Below are 21,515 nucleotides of genomic sequence, written 5' to 3'. Positions count from 1 at the left end.
TTATTCACCAATATTCAAGTGAATAATTGAATGAAAGATAAAAATGAACTGTATCTTTATAAAAAATTTTGAACACTGATTTAATTTAGAATAGAATTCCTCTTATTCCCTTGTAACAAAACTCGTCCTTTTCTGAACACGCTCCTTTTTAATTTATAAGGGGCGTTTTTTACCGTTTGGAATGTAATAAAACTCCGTTCATTAATCTATGTTCATTAACCATATATTTAACATCTTATGTTACAATGAAATCAAAGGTAAAATGAGGAAAGAGTGATTTTGGTGTTAATTGGATATGCACGTGTGTCAACAGGATTACAAAATTTGGATTTGCAATCAGATGCTTTAACGCAACATGGTTGTACAAAAATTTTTCACGATAAAATGAGTGGAACAAAAAAACAACGTCCCGGTTTAGAAGAAGCTCTTAAGTATGCACGTAAAGGCGATACAATTGTCGTTTGGCGATTGGATCGACTAGGTCGCAATATGCAAGATTTAATTCAAATAGTGAACAACTTAAATGAGAGAGGTATTGGCTTTCATAGCCTGCAAGAAAACTTAACAATGGACAAAAGCAATGCAACGGGGCAATTAATGTTTCACTTGTTTGCAGCGTTTGCGGAATTTGAACGTAATTTGATTGAGGAGCGCTCTGCTGCTGGACGAGCAGCCGCAAAAGCACGTGGGCGTCTAGGTGGACGCCCGGAAAAGTATGGTTCAAAAGATATTGAAATGATGAAAGCTTTAATTGAAAGTGGCACACCGATTAAAGATGTTGCGGAAAAGTGGGGTGTGTCTCGCACTACGATTTATCGCTATTTAGAAAAACAATAAATCGGAAAGGTTGATATCTATGCAAAATGAACAACCTCCATTAACAGCTTTTTCAGAAGAACAGCGGCAAGCAGCAGTAGTAAAGTATAAAATTATTGCGCCTTATCTTATCAACGAAAAAAGATTAACGGCCATTACAGAAGAAACTGGCATTGCCAAAAGAACCCTACAATACTGGATTCAAGATTATAAAAAATTCGGATTAAAAGGTTTAATTCGAAAAACAAGAAGTGATGATGGCAAAATACATTTAGAATCAGAAGTAGTTGTGGCAATTGAGCGACTGATTTTGAAGTACAGAAGGAATTCACTAACGTCTATTCATCGAATGATTTGTGAGCAATGTCAGAAAAAAGGCTGGCAACAACCGAGTTATTATCAAGTTTATAAGGTATCGCAATCCCTTTCGCCAAGCTTGAAAAAGTTAGCGCATGATGGTCAAAAAGCATATGACAATCAATATGATTTAATTCACCGACGAGAATCAAGCTATCCCAATGAGATTTGGCAAGCTGATCACACTCCATTAGATATTATAGTTTTAAATGAAAAAGGAAAACCTGAAAGACCTTGGCTAACAATTATTTTAGATGATTACAGTCGTGCAATTGCTGGGTATTTCTTAACTTTTCAAAATCCCTCTGCCATAAACACATCATTGGTCTTACATCAAGCAATATGGAGGAAAAATAATCCTGATTGGCAAATATGCGGTATACCAGAAATTTTTTATACAGACCATGGAAGTGATTTTACGTCCAACCATTTGGAGCAAGTAGCAATTGATTTAAAAATTAATCTAGTCTTTTCCGCAATTGGTGTTCCAAGAGGACGAGGGAAAATAGAAAGATTCTTTTTAACTGTTAATCAATTGTTTTTACAAGATTTGTCTGGATACTTGGGGAATCAGACTACTACTCCACTTCTTACCCTAAAGGAATTAGATGAAAAATTATTGAATTTCATCATATATAATTACCATCATAGGGTTCATGGTACAACAAAAAAAGAACCGATACAGGCGTGGAATAATTCTGGATTTCTTCCCAATATGCCTGAGAGTTTGGAATGTCTTGATTTATTATTGCTAAATGTAGCAAAACCAAGGAAGGTTCATTCTGATGGTATTCATTTTCAAGGATTGAGATATTTAGATACAAACCTAGCTGCATACGTTGGTGAAACAGTCATTATTCGTTATGATCCTAGAGACATTGCGGAGATTCGAGTGTTTTATCAAGATAAATATCTATGTACTGCTATTTCCCCTGAGATTTCAGATTATACAGTAGATTTAAAAGAAATTGTTTCAGCACGAAATAAAGTACGGAGAAATCTAAAAAAACAACTTGATTCTGGAAAAACAGTTGCAGAAGAAATTGTCTTATCAAAGCAACACGAGCTAGGGAATAAAACGAATGAACCTAATTCTAAAAAGCCGAAACTAAAGAGGTATTTCAATGAATAAAGGGCAAAAATTTATTGAAACAAAAGAATATAAGAGGTTTGCCGAGTTCTGTGATGCATGTATTAGATACAAATATATAGGTATTTGTTATGGATTACCGGGTGTAGGAAAAACATTGTCTTCAAGGTACTATTCGAATTGGGATTCCATCGAAAAACAAATAGCTTATAAAACAGCAAAAAATATTGGCCTAGATGCAGATGAAAAGATACTTGAAGCTAGAACAATTTTTTATACAGCTCCAGCAGTACGAGCGACTAAAATGACTGAACAGATTAATCTTATTGAATACAGAATGAATATGGTAAGAACTATGTATAAAGTACTCACTAAAGGAGAAGAAGAAGATTACACCACTAACGCTTATGAAGGTATTGACTTGATTATTGTTGATGAAATAGACAGACTAAAAGTGCAAAATTTAGAACAGCTTAGAGATATCTATGATCGAAATGACTTGGCAATGATATTAATTGGAATGCCTGGCATTGAGAAGCGATTAGCTCGATATCCTCAACTCTACTCTAGAATTGGATTTGCTCATGAATTTGATAAACTAAGTAAAGATGAAACTCATCATATTCTAGAGTATAAATGGGAAGAGTTAGGACTTTCTATAAAGCTTGAAGACTTTTCCGATTATGAAGCAATAACCAGCATAATAAAGATTACTGGAGGGAACTTTAGGCTCATACAGAGACTATTCACTCAAATTGAAAGAATACTCGAAATTAATAAGCTTGAAACAATAACAACGGAAGTTGTTGAAGCCGCACGAGACAGTTTAGTAATCGGAATCAAGTAAATATTAAACCAGAGTAACGATAAAAGCCCAATTTCTCAATTTTAATGCTGAGAAATTGGGCTTTTTTATATTTACTTATAGTGCAAGATAACGATTGAAATAGGTGCAAAATAACTCCTAAAGTGACATATGATATTAAAGTGTTAAATGAAAAAGGAATAGGTGATATAAAAAACTTAATAGCGGGAATAGAATGGGCTATAGATGAATCGGTAGATATTATAAATGTTAGTTTAGGTATACATAAAGATAATCAACTGTTAGAGAATACAATTAGGAATGCTTTGCAGAAAGATATTATAGTTGTTGCTTCATCTGGGAATAATTATGGTCTTTCTATTGATTACCCTGCTAAGTATGAAGGGGTAATTTCTGTATCCTCGTTAAAAAATAATAATGAGAAGGTTTTCAGCAGTGAAACTGGTAAAATTGATTTAGTTGATTATGGAATGAATATTGAATCAATAAACATTAATGGTAAAACAGATTACTTTTCAGGTACTTCCTTTGCAACTGCTAATGTTACAAAAAAAATAATTACATTGATTTTGGCAGGAGAAGTCCCTAAATCAAATAAGGGATTAATGGCTAAATTAGAGGAATATACAATCGATTTAGGGGCAGAGGGGAAAGACGAGAAATTTGGATACGGTTTATTAAAACAATTAAACTAAGGGGGATGAAAAGATGAAAAAAAATAGGTTTAAAAGTTTAATCTTATTAATTGCTTTTGTACTTTTGGTTTCGACTGTTCCAGCAAACTTTGCAGTAGCAGAAGTAAACGCAGTAGATATTATAAATACTGATGAAATGATAGAACAAGAATTTGACAATATAGATATAATCACCAATACTTATGACAGTTATAACGAAGTACAAGACCTTCAAATAGAGGTAAGTACAGAAGTTGAAGCGGAAGCTGAAATATCGTTAGATTACTCAACAAACCAAGGTTTTTTAAATGGTACTTTTGTTGATGAGAATGGTATTGAACAAAATGAAAGCTATGAAATTCAAATTAATGAAGAAGATTGGATTTTAGTAGATACAATTACCAATGAAACATTTACTATAAGTGATACAGAGATTAGTGCATCTGGATGGTGGATTCCTGTATTAGTCACAATAGCCAAAATCGGAAAGGCTGCAGCTAAAGCAAAGAAATTAAAAGTAGACGAAGCTCTAAAGTTCATTCCAAAGAATACTAAAGTACTGAATGATAAATATTTGAAAAAGCATGTTGGAGATGTACACAAGTTTAAAGAAGATAATATTCCAGATGGTACTCCTGTAGCTAGATTTGATGTTCATTTGGATAAGGATACCGGCAGATTATGGCTTTTTGAAAAACAAGGAGCAAAGAGAAAAATTCCTACTGATGAATTTATAGAATAGAGGAGTGGTTTTTATTGTCAATAACTAATATATATTGTCTTTTTAGATTCTTCAGCGATAGTGAAAAGTTTGAGTTAAGTGACTTCTCTGATCATCTGGAAATTGATAAAACCAGTTCATGGGCGCTAGGAGATTTAAAAGATAATACGACTAATAATTTTCGACTAACAAGTTCAGCAGTCATTAAATCTAAAGTATCTGACGACTTTGATGGCGAGCAATTAATTATTGAATTTATTGATTATTTGATTTCAAAGAAAGAATGCATACTATCACTAAAACAAAAGTATACTGCTGAAACTTTTTTTGAAATTGTAATAAATTTAGAGTCAGAAGATAAGCCTGTTGTCATACTTAATAATAAACAATTAGAATTTTTATCCTTAACTACTACAAGATTAGATTACGTTATCTATGATTACCGTGAATAGGGATACCACCAACATTTCGCAAAAAAATATACGCTAAGTAAATATCAACAATAAAAGCCGATTTTCCTAAGCTGAGGAAAAATCGGCTTTTATTGTGCACCGTCATGTGGGATAACTTAGTGATGTAAATTCACTATAGGCTTTGCAATAGGAACTGTTAGCAGATGGCAATGATACCAACCATTTAAAGGAATCTGAAGGAAACCGATGCAAACTGTCGAACTGCAAACAGAAATTATATACAAGGATGGATTCGGCGGACAAGTCTAGAATACAATACAAGGTAAATTTCAATAATTCTAGTCCCTTACGATAAATATAGCAGTTGCACGAACGGAGACTTGGACTTAACAAGCTAAATTAACAGCTCTGTTTCTTATGCAGATTTTTACTCTTTTAGGTTGAAATTTACTTGGCGTATAATATCCGCGTTTTGTCGGCAGTACCCCCTAAAGTCAGAGTCTAAAAATTAGTGGGATAACTTAGATAAATATTACAGTGGAAAAATGGTATCAGTTGGAGGCTGAAGCGATAACTTTACTTCACTAACGGATGCGTTCATTTTCAGATGGAGATGGAGCAAAAAAAGTACAAGTACTATATTAAGATAACGAGACCTTATCTACAACAAGGATTGAATCCCCAATCGTTTTAACAGACACGGCTATTGAAGATAAGCAAGTAATATAAGCTTGTAACAATGATTCTTCGAAATCTTCGATACAAGCTTAATAATCGATAACAAATTATTTATTAATACATATCAATTCTTATGCTGCTTTACCATCTATAAACGCTTTCGCATGTATTAGCTTGGGGTTCATAATAACAATGTTGTTTATATTGACCTGCTAATGGTTGAGCGTACCAAGTAGGTGGGCATTTACCATATGGATTGAAATACCAAAGAGCATATTTAGAAGGATGCTCTCTCCAATAATCTAATGCTTTTCGTGCTAATCTTTTTTCGACATCTCTTGCACGTTGATAAAAAACATTCCCTTTTTGTACTGCTTCAAAAGAATAATTTCCTCCTTGTACTTGAAAAATCACGTCCCTTATTGACCTTAAATTTAAAAAATCTAAACAATCTGCTTTTAGTCGGTTTACAATGACATTACCAACCAAAAGCATCCCTAGTCGGTAAGCCCCCATTCAAACAACGCATATAAACACGCAGCACCTCCTGGTACGATACATGTATCAATCAAAGGAGGTGTTCGTATGCAACATAAAAAGTATTCACTGTATAAAAATGGAGTATACTTACATGATTTTGATACTATGACTAAATGCTCCAAATGGTTAGAGAATATTATAGGAGGTTCTTTGTATCAGGGCTTGAGCAGGATTAGAGATGGAAAATGGATACCTGATGAAAGGTCACAGCTATTTGGATATGAGGTTAAAACTAATGACACTGAGGAGAGCTAATTAGGCTCTCCTTTTTCTGTAATAGGATGCTTTTCTAAAACTGACTCAGCTTATCCCTTAAATGAATAATTACATAGTAAAATGTAAAAGATATATTTGTTAAAAATAACTAAGGAGATGATACAAATGGCATTAATACCTTATGATCCATTTAGACAATTAACTAACATTAGGAGAGATTTTGACAGATTATTCAATGATTTCCCTTTTCATTTAGACAATGAAATGAATCAATTGGGGAATATAAGAGTGGATGTTCATGAAACAGATAAAGAGGTAGTTGCAACTTGTGACATTCCAGGCTTACAGAGTAAAGAAGATGTAAACATTGATATTGAAAATAATGTATTGAGAATTAGTGGCTCAATTAACAGAACTAATGAGATTAAAGAAGAGAATATGCATAGGAGAGAAAGATACACAGGTAGCTTTCAAAGAGCTATTACACTACCAACTCCTGTTTCTGAGGAAGGTATAAAGGCTTCTTATAAGAATGGTGTACTAGAAGTTATCATGCCTAAACAAACTCAAACAAATAAAAAGAGAATTGATGTGGATTTCCATTAAAAATGAGCAGTTTGCTACCTGTTATGAAAGAGTTTGGCAGGGATTACTTGCAGGAAATTGCTGAGGAACAACCTGACCTAGTTGATTTGCTAATTTTAAGCTGCCATTTACCTCAGGGAAAGAAAAAAATTATTTTAAATGAGCTGACTAATAATATTAAAAATTCCTATCAGAGGCTGGGACATAACTAGCTTCGAATAGTAAGAAGGTGAATTTGAGCATGCTCAAATTCACCTTTCTCTCTTTTCGCCTGTGAAAATCTTCTATTACCTTAGTTGTTGGTCGTGAATTTTCTTAAATTCACGGCCATTAACGCGAGGCCCATTTCGTTTTCTACCTTCGGTTTTCCCCGTACAGAAAATCGAGTGAAACGCAAATTAGCCTTCAAGGATTCAAAAACTGGTTCCACATCGGTTTTACGTTTTCGATAGATGGCACTCGTTTTCTCTTCTGAAAGCTTCGCTGTTACATATTCTTTTTGCTGTTCCCATTTTTCATTCACCATTAGTTTCCGATTGTTGCCTTCCTTTGCTTTTGTACATGATGAACGGAATGGGCAACCCGAACAGTCTTCGCACTCGTAGATTTTGAATTTCCGTTGGAAGCCTGTTTGGTCATTACGAACAGAATGATAACGAAATTCAAGACGTTTCTGATTAGGGCATGTATATGTATCAGTTTCTTCATCATACTGCCAGTTATCGGGATTAAATCCGATTTGTTTGTACTTCTTTTTTTGTTCCTTCAAATACATGTTATACGTAATAAGTGCTTCTCGTTTTCTGTTCGAAAGGATATCGTTATAGTTTTGTTCACTACCATAACCTGCATCTGCGACAATGTGTTTCGGTAACTCGAAATAATGCTTCTCGATTTCATTAACGTACGGGTATCTGTTGGGTTTGAAAATAACTATAGGCAAGTGCGTATTGTCCTTCTGTTGCGATTTGTACATTATAGCCAGGTTTTAGTTGTCCATTCTGCATGTAATCGTCTTTCATTCGCATAAATGTCGCATCTTTGTCCGTTTTTGAATAGCTGTTACGTGTGTCAAAAATCTCAAAATCTTTTTCGTACTTCTCCTTACGCGTAATCCAGTCATATACTTGTTTTAAAATTTGCTTCGGCGTTTTTCGTTCACTACGAAGCTGTTTACGCATAGCGACATCATCCGTACTTTCTATTTTTTGCGTATAGTCCTCGACAACTTCCTCTAACTTTTCAGCGATTTGCGTGAGTTCTTCAATAGAAAGCTGTTCCTCATCTTCACGTTGTAATTCTGGTATGATTTGTTTTTCAAGTAGCTCGTTGTACAATTGATTGGATTTTTCAACGAGATTATTATGGTGTTTTTCCACAGATTTCTTCCAAACGAACGTGAATTTATTGGCATTTGCTTCAATTTTCGTACCATCAATAAAAATGGCCTCTTGGTCGATGAGCTTTTCTTGTATGAGCTGGACCCGGAACTGCACGAAGCACTCGCGAATGAGATCTTTCATATCGGGATGAACGCGGAAACGATTGATCGTACGGTAGCTTGGTTCATAACCTTGTGCAAGCCACATCATGCGAATGCTGTCTTTTGTTAGGTCTTCAATTTTACGGCCAGAGAAAGCAGATTGCGTGTAGCCGCATAAAATAATTTTAAGCATCATACGTGGGTGATAAGATGGGCAACCTGTTTGGCGTTGAAATAAGTCGAAGGCTCTCTCTGGGATACTTTCGATCAAATGATGGATGGCAAAGGCGATATCATTTTCTTGTAATTTAACTGCTAAATCTAGAGGCAAAACTAATTGATTCATGTTATAATTTTTAAACATAAGGACCCTTCTTTCGTATAAAATTTGGTGTGGTAACTTTATTTTATCAAAAGTGGTCCTTATTTTTATTCAAAAATTAATTAAAGCCGGAGGTGGGTTTTGTCCCAGCCTCTTTCTTACGATTAGTCAAGTGTAATTCTTTATTTTCTTTTATGTTTTTGATTTAGGTTTAGTGGGGAGGGCTTCCCTACTTACTAAACCTAAATTAACGTATGCCAAAAAGACCTTACGATTTTTATTTTTTTCGAAAGGTCTATATGTTATAGTTTGAGGTAGGTAATTACGATTTCCAAGCCTGTATTGCGGACTCATAATCGTAAAGAATGTCCTGCTTCAATAACTGAAACGTCACTTTCAGAAACTTATTGATGCAGGCGACAATTGCAACCTTATGAGGCTTCCTCTGAGGTTGCTTTTTTAATTTGTAATAATAGTCCACAAAATGATTTGGTTTTCCTTTTGCCATAAGCATTGCGCACACCATGAAATATAAAATTTTTCGTAAATGCTTGTTTCCTCTTTTATTAATTCGGTCTCTATATTGCATAGTCCCGGACTGGTAGCGCATAATATCTATGCCTACATAAGCGTTCAATTGTTTTGCATTTTTAAAGCGGCGGATATCACCAATTTCTCCGATCAATCTGCACGCTGTTGAATCGCCAATACCCGGTATCGAACGGTATATAAGATATTCTTTTCGTCCTTCGGACAATTCCACCATTTGTCTTACAAGTAAATCCTTCTTCTCTAGTAAATCCGCAATACGAGCTGCATAATCACGTACTTGACTGCATCGAATATCATTCACTTTAATTGCTGGATAGCTATTTTGTGCTGCTTCTAATAAAACGTCTGCTTTCGCTTCAGCCCGTGCTAACGAGAGTTTTTTGCGTGTATTGGCCTTTAAGCGATTTTTAATAATTGTTTTTGAATGGACCAATAAAAGTTCGGGATGAGGATAGAGTTGCACAATATTTAAAAACAGAGCAGAACTTGGTGTAATTAACTGTTCTAATTCAGGAAAACTTAGATGTAAAATGGCATGCATACGGCTTTTTAAAAGAATGATTTCTTCCTCTAATTCATCGTAATAACGCGTCATGGCACGCATCTGTTCATAATAGTCATCTTGTATGTACGTTGTTTCTCTTTCCATTTTGAAATGGGTTTTCGCAAGTTCATGGGCGTCACTGATATCTGTTTTATTTCGACGCATCTTCGCCATCTGCAAATTCGCTTCAAGTGGATTCATTCGACAGTATGCATAACCGTACTCTTTGAAAAACGCTTCGACAGGTTTTGAATAGACACCTGTTGCTTCAAATACGATGTCTGGTAATTGTCCATCAAGTAATTTGATGTCTTCAATTCGTTTATGTAGTCGATCAAAATCAACACGGGTATGGTACAACTCTCCTTCATATTCACATTGGCGATAGCCATCATAAATCGCAACGGTACTTTTTCCTTTACTTACATCTAAGGCAATAACATGTTTCATTTTAACCTTCTCCTTTTAACCAATCATAGAAGCCTTCACAGTACCGTAAGCCCGAAATATAAAATAGCGTACCTTCCGGCACGCACGACGAATAGCCTCCAATCCGATGCTTTTTGGGATTGAAGGCTATTATTTTGCACACACTTCTTGAATCGATTTCGACCAAGGCATGTAGTTTTGTAAAATCTCAGGTTGTTGATGAATTGGTAAGTTGGGTAGCTCTGTAAATAACTTCACTAAATATTGATAGAAGTCGATGCCATTTGCTTTTGCAGTTTCTGCTAAACTCAAACAGATCGCATTCGCTCTAGCACCAGCTTCACTGACAGAGAATAACCAATTTTTTCGGCCGATTACATTCGGGCGAATCGCATTTTCAGCTGGATTATTATCAATCTCAATCCGACCATCGAACAGAAAAGCTTTTAACCCCTGTACACGATTTAATGTATATTCGGCAGCTTTAGCCAAGGCGTTTTTTCCGAAGAAAGGTGATTTATCTACCCATTCTAGAAACTTTTCTACAATCGGCTTCGACTGTTTTTGCCGTGCTTTACGACGTTTTCCTGGTGATAGATGCTTAAACTGACGTTCTAAGCGATACAATTGATCACAGTAATCTACACCGATGTGTCCGTTTTTGCTATCGGCTTTCAGCCAATAACGTCTTACATGCGCCCAACAGTTAGCGAATGAGATATCAGGTAGATTGCCGTATGCAGAATACCCATCACAAATTACAGTTCCTTTAAAGCCAGCTATAAAGCTTTCCAAGACAGAACGACTTCTCGATAAAGCACTTTGGAAAAGAACGATGATGGGTCCTTGGCTTGGTACACTACGGAACACCCAATTGTAGGCATTCGTTTGTCCTGATTTTCCGTCTGACCGATTAAGTACTTGCGCATACGTTTCGTCCACATGCAAAACCGATTTCGCAATTAATATCTGCTTCATCAATTCATAAATCGGTAGAAGCCAATCTTCAGCTGCACGAATAACCCAGTTTGATAAGTTCTTATCATTCGTAAGCAGGCCATATCGTTCCCACTCATTTACCTGACGGTAAAGAGGCAAGTACTGGATGAACTTATCATAGATGAGTTTTGCTAGAACGGTAGGTCCCGCAATGCTTCGCTGAATGGCAGCTTGCGGTGCTTTCCCACGTTTCATTTGTGATTTTTGCAAGGCATCTTTTTTACAGTTCTTGCATTCATAGGCATGCTCAATATGTTGGACACGCATCATTTTTGCTGGAATAAATTTCGCTTCTTCACGTGCGAGAGTAGTACCTGCTTCGGTCATTTGACCAAGGCAACAGTCACATTGCGTATTTTCAGGATGATGGTGAATTTCTTCTATTTCAATTCCGTCACGAAAAGAATCATTACGTTTTTTCTTATGTAGTTTACGGACAACGGTATACATAATCGTCGCCGTGATAGCAATAGGTAAGATTTTGATGTTATCGCTATCTTTTCCCCTGCTCCACACCGTACGTGAGATTTTCACCTCATACGGCGTTCCATCTTAATATTTTTGGATAATTTCAGCCAAATTACAGTTCTTACGATATTTGTTTAGTTTCTCAAGTTGTTTTTCATTCAACTTAAGTTCATTAATGTATCGTTCAATCGTTTCATCTGTTGTTGCGTGTATTAATTTATGAATGGATTTATTGACTATAACTAGGTTTTTAAATTCATCTGTCCCACCCAATGACTTAGGTTTGATATGGTGGCAATGAACATCATGACTATAAACAAATACTCCTGTTACACTACAATTACCTTTTTGCATTGAATACTTTGACAGTTTATTATCGATATACTCGATCGTACGTTCTTCGTGCATATTTTGCATCATCAAATGTAATTCGATGGCTATGCTGCCTTTCAAAGTTTTGTGTTCAGCTCTACCTTTACTGGTATAATTACAAATACTTTGGTTGAAATTCATATTATTTACTGTTCTTATATCCGCTATAGGGTGTAAATGTATCCCCATTATTTCAAAGGTACGATAGTTATTTTTATTGTACAGTTTATAGATTTCCGATGGTCTTTCAGGAATACCATATTTCCCTACAGATTTTAAACGATTGTATAGGGTTCGAGATAGTTGATAGGCAATTTCGGAGAAATCAATATTTACATGCGTTGCATTTCTGTAGTAGTTTTTAATACCTATAACATAACTATTATAATGAGTTACTTTTTTAGCTGTGGGATTCTTTTGTATCCCCTTAATGAGACTTCTAAGCTTTTTAAGTATCTCAGTTTTCCTTTCAGAAGAAACGTTGGTTATAGCTACAAATTTATGTTTCTTTCGTTTAGCTATTAATGTGAATCCTAGAAATTCTGATTTATTCTTTCTAATATTTGTTACTTTTGATTTTTCAGGAGATATATCTAAATCTAAGTTATCTTTAAGATATTTGCGGACTGCATGATAGATTTTATAAGCAGATTTATGATTTCTTGTGAAAATTTTAAAGTCGTCTGCGTATCTAACAATATACATTTCCTTAAGCTTTGTTTCCTTCAGGGCTTTATGTTTTTTCCCGTTACTACTGTAATTATGCCTAGTTTTAATAGTTTCCCATTGATTTGCTATCCAGACATCTAAATCATTTAAGACAATATTAGACAACAAAGGTGAAAGTATGCCACCTTGAGGTGTCCCCTTTGTTGGAATTCCTGCTCCTTCTATCGAAGCTTTTAGCATTTTGTTAATAATAGCCAAAACTCGCTTATCTTTTATTCCTATGGTATACAGTTGTTTAAGGAGTTTATTGTGATTTACATTATCGAAAAATCCTTTTATATCTATATCTACTACGTAGTGCAACTTATTTCTATTCACCAGATGTTGACTTCTAGCGATTGCATGTTTTGTACTTCTATTTGGTCTGAATCCATAGGAGTGTTTGTAGAATTTAGCTTCACAAATGGGTTCTAAAATCTGTTTAAACATTTGTTGAATAAGCCTATCTTGCATCGTTGGTATTCCCAGTGGTCTTGTTTTACCATTACTTTTAGGAATTTCCACTCGACGTACACTACCCGGTTTGTAATTGCTTAGGCTGTCTCTAACCATATTGATTAGTTCCTCTTCAGATTCCATTTTGAAGTCCACTATCGTTTTACCATCTGTACCTGCCGTTTTAGAACCAGTGTTACTTTTTATTTTTCTATACGCAGGTAGGATGTTATTTCTTCCTGTAATTTTGCCATACAAGTCATATCCTTCTAATCTATTATGTTTACTTCTATCATAAAGTTCATCAAAAATATCTTGCATATTATAGTATTCATTATATCGTAGTTGTGTACTCACTGATGGATTGTTTCCCCTTTCCTTCGAAAAGTCCCATCATCCTACTCGACCCTGTGAGTTGCATTTGTGTTGTAATTATTTTTCGAACATTAAGACTTGGGGCTATCCCTCCACAGTTTATTTTCACTGTTTCACCGGTACTGTGCCCCTACTCTCACAAGAATCAAAATTATTTCGGCTTATTTATAGCCTTATAAATACCGTCCCGATTATAGTCGTTTGAGTAGACGTATCTTGCTTTCCACGTTCCAATTAACTTAGCTATACATATATCTTTAGGTGGTTGCTCTAAGCCTGTGAAATTATAGATTCATTGTTATCTATCCCGAATTTCATAACAAAGATTCTTACTTTTCGGTATTTCACCCCATTGAGTGGTATACATCTTTCGAATGTATTGAAGATTTAGACCCGTACATTCACAACTTCGTCAGTTCCTATAGAACATTCTAACCATGGATATTTTTTAGCATCCCGACCTATCAATAACCTTATTGCTGTAGTAGCTAACTTAGGTTATTTTCAGTCGACTTCACCTGGCTTCATACGATTTAAAAACTATAATTCTTAACCGCATGCAGGAGTATCAGATAATTCGTTTCAGCTCAACATGACGGCTTTCATTCCGAATTTCAGTTAATTAGTTATATTTCTATCGTTCAAGAAATCTCACATTTCATGCCTTAGCATTTATGGTGAAACGTGTCGCACCTTTGTTCTTCTGTCTGCTCAGGTTCGCTAAAAAACGGATCGTCTTCAAATAAAGAGCCTTGCCCATCTGGTGCTTGATACTTCGATTTTTCTGATTTAGAACCATATAAAGCTTTCGTTAATTGGCGAATTTGTTCAGTTAACACTTCAATTTGTTTGGTTAAACTTTTATTTTGTTCTTTCGTGTAGGCTAGTTGTTCTTCCAATAGTTGAATCACTTTTTCATTTGAAGTCTTTCCCAAATCATTCACCACATTTCGTTCAGTATAAGTTATGGATCATTATACCATTTGAAATCAGATGATTAAAAGACACCTTTTGCAGATTTTGCAATCGCCTTTGGTTGCTGCAACGATAACCCCTCCAATAACCAGCGAAGCTCCTGTTGGGAAAGATTCCTTACTTCACTTTCATCTTTTGGCCATTGTAGTTTGCCATTATCTAATCGCTTATAAAGTATGGCGAAGCCATCGCCATCAAAATATAAACATTTATAGCGGTCCTTGCTCCATCCCGAAAATAAAAAGATGGAATCACCATAAGGATCCAATTCAAATGAATCTTGAATGAGTGTTGCTAGACCGTCAATGCCTTTCCGCATATCGGTCTTACCACAAATGATATAGATGTTTTTCACGCTCGTAAAATCATGCTTCATTGTTTGTTCAGCTCCTTCATGATTGTATGGATGATGTGCTCATCTACGCCAGTGAAGAAGGAAATTTCAGCACTTGCTGTTTTAATAATACAGCACGGGCCAGGGAGAATTTGAGGTGAATTGATAGAAGAAGGTTCGTCAGTGATAGGATCTAGTGTCACGGGAACAATCTTAAGTTTATTCTCTAGCATAAAGAAACACCTCCTTGAATTGATATGTCTATCGTACCGGAGGTGCCTGTTTGTTTATATGCGTTATTTGATTACGGGCTTACCCTAGTCGTCCTTCTCCTTCAGCTTCTGCTCTCATCATCCTTGCCATCAATGCAACATCACTTTCGGTATATTTTACTCGTGGCACTTTTATCACTCCCTATATCTAATTATATGAACGTTGTTCATCAGAAATACCTTGTTGAAGTTTACTAATGAGCGAGTTAAAATGAATTGTGAAAAAATTAGGAAAATAATACATAAGCTAATAATTTCATGAGAAATGAAGAGAATATGAATGATAAATGAAGGAGGAATGTAACTATGGCATTAACACCTTATGACCCATTTAGACAATTAGTAAATATAAGAAGAGATTTTGACCGTATCTTTTCTGACCTACCGTTTGATTTTAGTGGGGACAAGGAGCACTTTGGAAGTATTAAGGTAGATGTGCATGAAAGTGAAAATGAAGTTGTTGCAACTTGTGATATACCGGGACTTGAGAAAAAAGAAGACGTAAACATTGATATTGAAAATAATGTATTATCGATTAGCGGTTCTATAAACAAAACAAATGAAACAAAAGAAAAAAATATGTATAGAAAAGAACGTTACACAGGTAGTTTTCACCGAGCTATAACACTTCCGAGTCTTGTATCTACCGAGGGAGTATCAGCAACCTATAAAAATGGTGTATTAGAAGTAAAAATGTTAAAGACTACACCAAATAATAAAAAGAAAATTGATGTGGAATTTCATTAAAATGAGCAAATTATATGAAGTTATGAAAGAATTTGATAAGGATTATTTGCAGGAGATATCTAATATGCAACCAGAATTAGTGGATTTGCTTATATTAACTTGTCATTCTTCAAATAATAAGAAGAAAGCTATATTAGATGAACTTGCTCATAACATTAAGTCATCATATATTAAAAACAATATTAACTAATCTTCCGATTAGAACTATTTAAACAAGGGGGTGTCGAATTTGGCATCCCTATTGTTGTAACAAAGTTAAGAGGTAAAAAAATGCCCTTACTGTATTTTCTTTATTTTTTGTGAGTTTTCACCTAAAGATACATAAGAAACTATGTATAGATTGTTGTAAGAACCAAATCTATTATACTAGAGTAATACAGGGTATTTATTTTGAATAAATTCAAACTTCGTTCAATTAATTACCTCGGTAGATAGTATTTAACATAAGGATAACTTATACCCCCCCATTCCTTGCTTATTATTGCATAGAGGTAATTTCTTTTTCTACTTCTTCTTGAATTACATTGTTGAAAATAAGTGTACTTTAACTAAACTGTTTTAATTCAATAACTACATATAGAAAGCTCAAAAATACATTATTTTACTTATTAAAATGTATTATTGTCTCTTTGTTACTTATCTTTGCCTTATAAAATCAGAAAATGATTAACAGATGTCTTGTTATTAGAGGATGCAATTCACTATAAAATGTGAATGATAACTTCCAGTAATGTGTTTCAGTTATTATAGCAGAAATTGTGTCATTCTACTTGATGTTCACAATTGGCTAAAAGAATGAACCATGCGTTAAACTTCATTGAAAATAAAGAAATAGACTACAAAGAAACTGCAAAAGTAGCTAAATTTTCCGAGTTTCACTTTTCAAGAATGTTCTCTTCAATCTCAGGTGTATCGCTCTCAAAATATATTAGACGTAGACGGTTAACACTCGCAGCATTTGAAATTCAAAAAAGTGATATTCGGATCATCGATGTGGCAGTTAAATATGGTTATGTTTCTTCTGATACTTTCTCACGTGCTTTTCAAAAAATGCATGGAGTAACCCCTTCCAATGCTCGTAATAGAGGGGTACAGTTAAAAGCCTTTCCCAGAATATCCTTTCAAATTACTATTAAAGGAGATACCGAGATGGATTACAGAATTGAAAACCTTGATTTTGAATTAAGAATTGTTGGAAAAAGTAAACCAGTAAAAACAAGCAGAGCATTTAAAACAATCCCTACGCTTTGGAACACTGCGAAAAAAGATGGATTTATGCAAGAACTAGTAGATATGTCATGGGAAAATCCCAAATGCACGCTTGAAAGCCTTCTGGGGGTTTGCGGAAAAGAAGCCGCCATAACAGATGAAGAGTTTTCCTATTTCATGGGCGTAAGATACGATAGGGAATCCCCTGAAAATATGGAGACGCTTATTATTCCCGCAAGTACATGGGCAGTTTTTCCGAACATAGTAGATGCATGGAAACGTTTATATTCCGAGTGGGTCCCTACCTCCGATTATGAACTTGCAAATTTACCGTGTATAGAATGTTATTACGGTCCAAAGCATAAACCAAGACACGAACTCTGGGTCCCTGTTATCCCGAAGTAAATTATATATTCAGTAATTGAATGCTGTTTATGGGGTCCTGTTGACAAAACGCGAGTAATATACTTTATCAGAAGTATACTTAAAAAGTCAATTCCATACATTAAGAATTGACTTTTGTGAAATTTAGCTAAATCACTCTAATTATTAGCTTCTTGGTATTTCAATTTTCCTGAGTTTACTAAATTAACTTGAATGTTGATTTGCTCGATACTATCCTTATTTAAAAAAAATGGCTTTTCTTTTATCTCTTGATTCCATTTCTGGGGGTTCTCACGAAATAATATTTCGCCTAACCTATAAACATCCGAATTTATCTCTACCCCTTTTTCAAAAGTCTTTAAAATCTCATCTCTAATTATTTTTTCAGTGTTAGCAACTAACTTGTTTTCACTAATTTCTTTTAACTTTTCATTTATTCCGGCTTGTAAGGATACGTTAATGTTATATATCACTTGTTCGTTAGTGATAACTGGAGTTATCCTCACCTTTGGTTTTTCTAATACTATGGAAACAACCGGTTGATCATCTTCAACTATCCACAAAGGAGTTCGAACAGTTTTTTCATCTATCCATCTAAGACCGTTTAAATCATATTCAGAAAGCCATCCCTGTAGATGGTTATTTCTTATAAAGAAAGCACCGTCATTTCTTAACAATGGTGCTTTTTTATCTTCCTCTTTCCAATTTTCAGTGGATATTTTTATTGAAGGAATGAAAGCTGTTTGCCCAACAGGATTGCTATCTCGAATAAATTGGAAAAATTTTATGGGTTGTATGAAGGATCTTTGCTTATACCATTCACTTGGTTCGTGAAGAATCGTCGAGAGTCCAGATAAAGTGAAAAATGATTTTGTTTTAAGTACATCTTCAATGGATTCATTTGTAGCATACATTATGATATTATATCGTATTTCCCTATACCGATTAATAAAATCAATAGAGGATTTAATGTCTTGCTCAAGTAGTTTATTACTCAAAATTAGTGTAGACACATGTCCCCAAACAAGTCTTTGTTGTGAATCCTTGTATAATTGATTTAATGCTTCTGTCATCGTAATTCCTTCACCCCTCCCAACCCAAACCGGGGGTTGCTTATCAGGGCTGGCGCCTTCAAGTTTAGCCACATTAGAAAATTCCAGTAATTGAACATAGGCTATATATTTTCCATCTTTATAGTCTATTCCAAGTGCTGAAACATAGTAATTATCTTGTACTTCTTTGATATTCCAACATCCCGATAACACCAAACTAAAAAAAGGGATTATGCTTATTAAAAAGAGTCTACGTAGTTTCAGTATTGTCACTCCCCCTCATCCGTCTTTGTACAATCCCGAGTACGAACATAACTTACACGTTCTCTATAACTTTTCCATGGTAACCGAAACAGTGCCTTGAAAAGATCTGAACTAGACTTCGGAAATACTAAAGCTAAGTAAGGGATTCCGAAAGAACGTAACCGCGCTATATAAATAACGATAACAAATCCTGCAATCATAAAACCGTATAGACCCATAAAAATCGAACAAACAAGAACAAAGCCTCTGAGGATAGATACTGTGTTTGATAATAACTGGTTTACTAATGTATACCCTGAAATGGCAGAAAGAGCCGTAATAACAATGACTGAAGGAGAAATAAAACCCGCCCGAATTGCAGCATCTCCAATGATGAGTCCGCCCACCACAGAGAGAGTTTGTCCAAGAGGTGAGGGTAATCTTTGGCCAGCTTCACGGAACATTTCAAACAAGAATAAAACAATGATAAGTTCTAATGGTGCAGGAAATGGTAAACCTGATCTTGCAACAGTTACAGTCGCAAGAAGAGGAAAAGGAATCTGATCTGGATGGTATGCAAGCAGTGCCATCCAGAAACCGGGTAGGTAAACAGCTAAAAAAAATCCTATCCATCGATAAAATCGAGCTAACGAAATGGGTAAATAGTTAAAATGTGAATCTTCTGCTGCTTTAATTAAGAAAGTAATAGTTATAGGAGCAATAATGACTAACGGAGAGCCATCTACTATTATGATTATTCTACCTTGTAATAAACAATCTACTGCAAAGTCAGGTCTAGATGTATCAGCAGAAAGTGGGAAAATAGAAAGTGATTGTTTGGACACCATCTCCTGCAATTGAGTTGAACTAATAATTCCATCAATCTCAACATTAGATAATCGTTCCCGAATAGTATCTAGCATCTCCGTATTAACCACATCTTCTAGATATAATAATCCCACCTTAGTTTGAGTTCTTGTTCCTATCGTATAAGTTTGATAAGATAGCGTTGGCGACCTTAGTCTTTTTCGAATTAGTGCAATATTTGTTGAGATATCCTCTGTGAAATTATCTCTTGGGCCACGTAAAGATATCTCATAATCGGATTCTTCAGTTGAACGGTTTGGTTTATTGGATGCACTGACAGAAAAAAAAACACTAAATTCCGGAAAATAAATGACTAAATTACCATCGAAGATCTCTAAAGAGATGGAATTTAACCCTGTTTCCACATTTAAAGGTGTCCATTCCAGATTATCTTGATTCCATTCCACTCCCTCTTTAAATATTTTAGGGTGATTATTTGTTATCATTTTTTTTAGTTGCGGAAGAATATATTGATTTATTTGTTTCTTGTCCACTAAATTATCACAATATATAAAAATGGCATCTATTTCTTGTTGTTCATTAGCAAATTTATGGAGTACAACTTTAACATCTTCACTTTTTTGATAAGTTGAACGAATTTTTTCTTCATTTACTTCATCTGTATTTTGAAAGGTAGTATGATACGAGTTCAGTTCCTTTTGTTTTTTATATTTATTACATTTCAAGAATTAACTCCCCTTCTCCCCTTTAAAAAAGGCTAATAACCCAATACTTAAAGAAAAGATAAGTAAAAATAGAAGTGATAAATAAAAATAGACATTTTGCAAAAAGCGAACAAATTGCATATCACTAATAGGTAGAAGAACAATCAACGATGTAATTAGTGAGCTAAACCCTATTAATAAATGTCTATTCTTATCGTTTTCAAATGGAAATAGCTGTCCAATTATAAACAAACCTAAACTTATTCTTATAAATCCACCTGCTAGCCATTGATAAATAGAAAAAAAATCTACATGTTCAATATATTTACCAATTTTTAATAATCGCCATTCCTCGTATGCCGGATACCTCTGATTAGCAGCCTCTTCTGGACCAAAAATAGCAATCGAACCTAATAAGGGACCTAGGGTTAACCCTATTAAGATAATTCCGAGGAAAAGTAAACTTCGAACCTTAATGTTGGGTTTTAATTTGTGTTGTAAGAAAAGTATAAGTGCAACTTCCAATAGAGAACCTGAACTATAGATCATGCCTTTCAAAACAGGATTCAAACCATTTTCTAATATAGGGAATATTTGAGCGTAATCCTTATGAGGAATATTTAGGCTCATGACAAAAAAACCTAAAGCAACAACAAAAACAAGTAAAAAACCTGAAATAATAGATAGGGTGGCAAAGCTAGATGTCGCAGCAAAAAAACAAATGATTAGAAAAACTACGGCTAGGATAAAAGCTGGACTTTGAGGAAAATAGGAAGTAACTGTCCAAACAATCATATCCTTTAAGGTAACTCCAATTAATAAAAGGATAAAAACATAGGCAACCGAAGAAAGACCCCAAGCAACACCTTTACCAACTCGGTCCTTCATCCAAGTAAATAAATGGGAGTAATTTGTTTTTTTAATAATTACTCTTAGAAAAACAAGCCACCCCAAAAATAAAACTCCTGAAATTAGTACAGATATCCAAGAATCCCTCTTTGCTGTGCTTAGTAACATGGGTATCACCATTACATGGTTCATTAATCCTATACTCATCATAGAGAGAACAAATATAGTAGAAAAACTTGCTTTATTTTGATCCATTTTCAACCCTCTTACCCCATTATTGTTTTAACTATCCAT

20 protein-coding genes and 3 pseudogenes are annotated in these 21,515 nt (G+C 34.7%); 11 read left to right on the top strand and 12 right to left on the bottom strand.

Translation table 11 applies throughout. The annotated features are described in order from the left end of the window. Positions 1-282 precede the first annotated feature (282 nt). The 6 genes from AC3II9_RS10055 (at position 283) to AC3II9_RS10030 (ending at position 4,936) form a co-directional block, all read left to right on the top strand. Entirely contained in the window at positions 283-837 is a 555-nt protein-coding gene (locus AC3II9_RS10055) for a recombinase family protein (protein ID WP_041114507.1), read from the top strand. Positions 838-856: 19 nt separating this feature from the next. Continuing rightward, positions 857-2,305, top strand: a complete 1,449-nt coding sequence (locus AC3II9_RS10050; protein WP_041114489.1) for a Mu transposase C-terminal domain-containing protein — start codon at positions 857-859, stop codon at positions 2,303-2,305. Then, positions 2,298-3,110 carry an AAA family ATPase gene (locus tag AC3II9_RS10045; RefSeq protein ID WP_041114490.1) on the top strand — a complete coding sequence of 271 codons (813 nt, stop codon included), beginning with the start codon at positions 2,298-2,300 and terminating at the stop codon, positions 3,108-3,110. Before AC3II9_RS10050 ends, AC3II9_RS10045 begins: the two co-directional genes overlap by 8 nt. A gap of 140 nt (positions 3,111-3,250) precedes the next feature. Continuing rightward, positions 3,251-3,784 carry a S8 family peptidase gene (locus tag AC3II9_RS10040; protein WP_489155198.1) on the top strand — a complete coding sequence of 178 codons (534 nt, stop codon included), beginning with the start codon at positions 3,251-3,253 and terminating at the stop codon, positions 3,782-3,784. Positions 3,785-3,797: 13 nt separating this feature from the next. Further along, positions 3,798-4,505 (top strand): hypothetical protein, encoded by a 708-nt coding sequence (locus AC3II9_RS10035; protein WP_489155196.1) that lies wholly within the window; start codon positions 3,798-3,800, stop codon positions 4,503-4,505. A gap of 14 nt (positions 4,506-4,519) precedes the next feature. Next, the gene (locus AC3II9_RS10030) at positions 4,520-4,936 is read left to right on the top strand and encodes a DUF4279 domain-containing protein (protein ID WP_489155194.1); all 417 of its coding nucleotides are present in this window, start codon (positions 4,520-4,522) and stop codon (positions 4,934-4,936) included. Positions 4,937-5,716: 780 nt separating this feature from the next. Here AC3II9_RS10030 and AC3II9_RS10025 read toward each other — a convergent pair. After that, on the bottom strand, positions 5,717-6,091 hold the full coding sequence (locus tag AC3II9_RS10025; protein ID WP_489155192.1) for a cell wall hydrolase: 375 nt from the start codon (positions 6,089-6,091) through the stop codon (positions 5,717-5,719). 69 nt (positions 6,092-6,160) lie between these two features. Here AC3II9_RS10025 and AC3II9_RS10020 point away from each other — a divergent pair, with 69 nt between their 5' ends. Together AC3II9_RS10020 and AC3II9_RS10015 are read left to right on the top strand one after the other, a co-directional pair. After that, entirely contained in the window at positions 6,161-6,370 is a 210-nt protein-coding gene (locus tag AC3II9_RS10020; protein WP_126294920.1) for a hypothetical protein, read from the top strand. Positions 6,371-6,496: 126 nt separating this feature from the next. Then, entirely contained in the window at positions 6,497-6,937 is a 441-nt protein-coding gene (locus tag AC3II9_RS10015; RefSeq protein WP_126294921.1) for an Hsp20/alpha crystallin family protein, read from the top strand. Between the two features lie 134 nt (positions 6,938-7,071). On the opposite strand, the pseudogene AC3II9_RS10010 reads toward AC3II9_RS10015, so the two are convergent. From AC3II9_RS10010 to AC3II9_RS09975, 8 genes and pseudogenes are all read right to left on the bottom strand, one after another. Beyond that, a pseudogene (locus tag AC3II9_RS10010) lies at positions 7,072-8,763 on the bottom strand (IS1182 family transposase). A 280-nt stretch (positions 8,764-9,043) separates the two neighbouring features. Next, positions 9,044-10,267, bottom strand: coding sequence for an IS110 family RNA-guided transposase (locus tag AC3II9_RS10005; RefSeq protein ID WP_489155190.1), 1,224 nt, complete (start codon positions 10,265-10,267; stop codon positions 9,044-9,046). Between the two features lie 129 nt (positions 10,268-10,396). Next, positions 10,397-11,701: pseudogene (gene tnpC, locus AC3II9_RS10000) on the bottom strand (IS66 family transposase); the annotation flags it as partial. A 96-nt stretch (positions 11,702-11,797) separates the two neighbouring features. Continuing rightward, positions 11,798-13,606: a group II intron reverse transcriptase/maturase gene (ltrA, locus tag AC3II9_RS09995; RefSeq protein ID WP_489155188.1), complete on the bottom strand. Its 1,809-nt coding sequence runs from the start codon at positions 13,604-13,606 to the stop codon at positions 11,798-11,800. Between the two features lie 683 nt (positions 13,607-14,289). Further along, complete coding sequence (locus AC3II9_RS09990) at positions 14,290-14,559, bottom strand: transposase domain-containing protein (RefSeq protein ID WP_489155186.1); 270 nt, start codon at positions 14,557-14,559, stop codon at positions 14,290-14,292. A 62-nt stretch (positions 14,560-14,621) separates the two neighbouring features. Further along, positions 14,622-14,975 (bottom strand): IS66 family insertion sequence element accessory protein TnpB, encoded by a 354-nt coding sequence (tnpB, locus tag AC3II9_RS09985; RefSeq protein ID WP_489155185.1) that lies wholly within the window; start codon positions 14,973-14,975, stop codon positions 14,622-14,624. Continuing rightward, positions 14,972-15,166 carry a hypothetical protein gene (locus AC3II9_RS09980; protein ID WP_489155183.1) on the bottom strand — a complete coding sequence of 65 codons (195 nt, stop codon included), beginning with the start codon at positions 15,164-15,166 and terminating at the stop codon, positions 14,972-14,974. Before AC3II9_RS09980 ends, tnpB begins: the two co-directional genes overlap by 4 nt. Before the next feature lie 82 nt (positions 15,167-15,248). Then, positions 15,249-15,335, bottom strand: a pseudogene (locus tag AC3II9_RS09975) (cell wall hydrolase); the annotation flags it as partial. Between the two features lie 176 nt (positions 15,336-15,511). On the opposite strand from AC3II9_RS09975, the gene AC3II9_RS09970 reads away from it, so the two are divergent. The 3 genes from AC3II9_RS09970 (at position 15,512) to AC3II9_RS09960 (ending at position 17,566) form a co-directional block, all read left to right on the top strand. After that, positions 15,512-15,952, top strand: a complete 441-nt coding sequence (locus AC3II9_RS09970) for an Hsp20/alpha crystallin family protein (protein ID WP_031536672.1) — start codon at positions 15,512-15,514, stop codon at positions 15,950-15,952. Between the two features lie 64 nt (positions 15,953-16,016). Then, the gene (locus AC3II9_RS09965; protein WP_255256528.1) at positions 16,017-16,142 is read left to right on the top strand and encodes a hypothetical protein; all 126 of its coding nucleotides are present in this window, start codon (positions 16,017-16,019) and stop codon (positions 16,140-16,142) included. Between the two features lie 605 nt (positions 16,143-16,747). Continuing rightward, positions 16,748-17,566: an AraC family transcriptional regulator gene (locus tag AC3II9_RS09960; RefSeq protein ID WP_489155206.1), complete on the top strand. Its 819-nt coding sequence runs from the start codon at positions 16,748-16,750 to the stop codon at positions 17,564-17,566. Positions 17,567-17,703: 137 nt separating this feature from the next. Here AC3II9_RS09960 and AC3II9_RS09955 read toward each other — a convergent pair whose 3' ends face one another. From AC3II9_RS09955 to AC3II9_RS09945, 3 genes are read right to left on the bottom strand one after another with little or no spacing between them, the layout of a single operon-like run. Continuing rightward, positions 17,704-18,870, bottom strand: coding sequence for a Ger(x)C family spore germination protein (locus tag AC3II9_RS09955; RefSeq protein ID WP_489155181.1), 1,167 nt, complete (start codon positions 18,868-18,870; stop codon positions 17,704-17,706). Beyond that, on the bottom strand, positions 18,867-20,393 hold the full coding sequence (locus AC3II9_RS09950) for a spore germination protein (RefSeq protein ID WP_489155179.1): 1,527 nt from the start codon (positions 20,391-20,393) through the stop codon (positions 18,867-18,869). The genes AC3II9_RS09955 and AC3II9_RS09950 overlap by 4 nt, the downstream gene beginning before the upstream one ends. Before the next feature lie 3 nt (positions 20,394-20,396). Beyond that, positions 20,397-21,476 (bottom strand): endospore germination permease, encoded by a 1,080-nt coding sequence (locus tag AC3II9_RS09945; protein WP_489155177.1) that lies wholly within the window; start codon positions 21,474-21,476, stop codon positions 20,397-20,399. Between the last annotated feature and the right edge of the window lie 39 nt (positions 21,477-21,515).

The organism is Lysinibacillus sp. RU7 (assembly GCF_057837305.1).
Note: the sequence above shows the minus strand (reverse complement) of the source record. Positions and strands in the feature narration are given on the sequence as shown.

What these genes read in the sequence shown, in the direction of transcription:
- AC3II9_RS10050 (WP_041114489.1), top strand. Translation starts at nt 857, where the DNA reads ATGCAAAATGAACAACCTCCATTAACAGCTTTTTCAGAAGAACAGCGG.
- AC3II9_RS10045 (WP_041114490.1), top strand. Translation starts at nt 2,298, where the DNA reads ATGAATAAAGGGCAAAAATTTATTGAAACAAAAGAATATAAGAGGTTT.
- AC3II9_RS10035 (WP_489155196.1), top strand. Translation starts at nt 3,798, where the DNA reads ATGAAAAAAAATAGGTTTAAAAGTTTAATCTTATTAATTGCTTTTGTA.
- AC3II9_RS10025 (WP_489155192.1), bottom strand. Translation starts at nt 6,091, where the DNA reads ATGGGGGCTTACCGACTAGGGATGCTTTTGGTTGGTAATGTCATTGTA.
- AC3II9_RS10020 (WP_126294920.1), top strand. Translation starts at nt 6,161, where the DNA reads ATGCAACATAAAAAGTATTCACTGTATAAAAATGGAGTATACTTACAT.
- AC3II9_RS10015 (WP_126294921.1), top strand. Translation starts at nt 6,497, where the DNA reads ATGGCATTAATACCTTATGATCCATTTAGACAATTAACTAACATTAGG.
- AC3II9_RS10005 (WP_489155190.1), bottom strand. Translation starts at nt 10,267, where the DNA reads ATGAAACATGTTATTGCCTTAGATGTAAGTAAAGGAAAAAGTACCGTT.
- tnpB (WP_489155185.1), bottom strand. Translation starts at nt 14,975, where the DNA reads ATGAAGCATGATTTTACGAGCGTGAAAAACATCTATATCATTTGTGGT.
- AC3II9_RS09980 (WP_489155183.1), bottom strand. Translation starts at nt 15,166, where the DNA reads ATGCTAGAGAATAAACTTAAGATTGTTCCCGTGACACTAGATCCTATC.
- AC3II9_RS09970 (WP_031536672.1), top strand. Translation starts at nt 15,512, where the DNA reads ATGGCATTAACACCTTATGACCCATTTAGACAATTAGTAAATATAAGA.
- AC3II9_RS09965 (WP_255256528.1), top strand. Translation starts at nt 16,017, where the DNA reads ATGCAACCAGAATTAGTGGATTTGCTTATATTAACTTGTCATTCTTCA.
- AC3II9_RS09960 (WP_489155206.1), top strand. Translation starts at nt 16,748, where the DNA reads ATGAACCATGCGTTAAACTTCATTGAAAATAAAGAAATAGACTACAAA.
- AC3II9_RS09945 (WP_489155177.1), bottom strand. Translation starts at nt 21,476, where the DNA reads ATGGATCAAAATAAAGCAAGTTTTTCTACTATATTTGTTCTCTCTATG.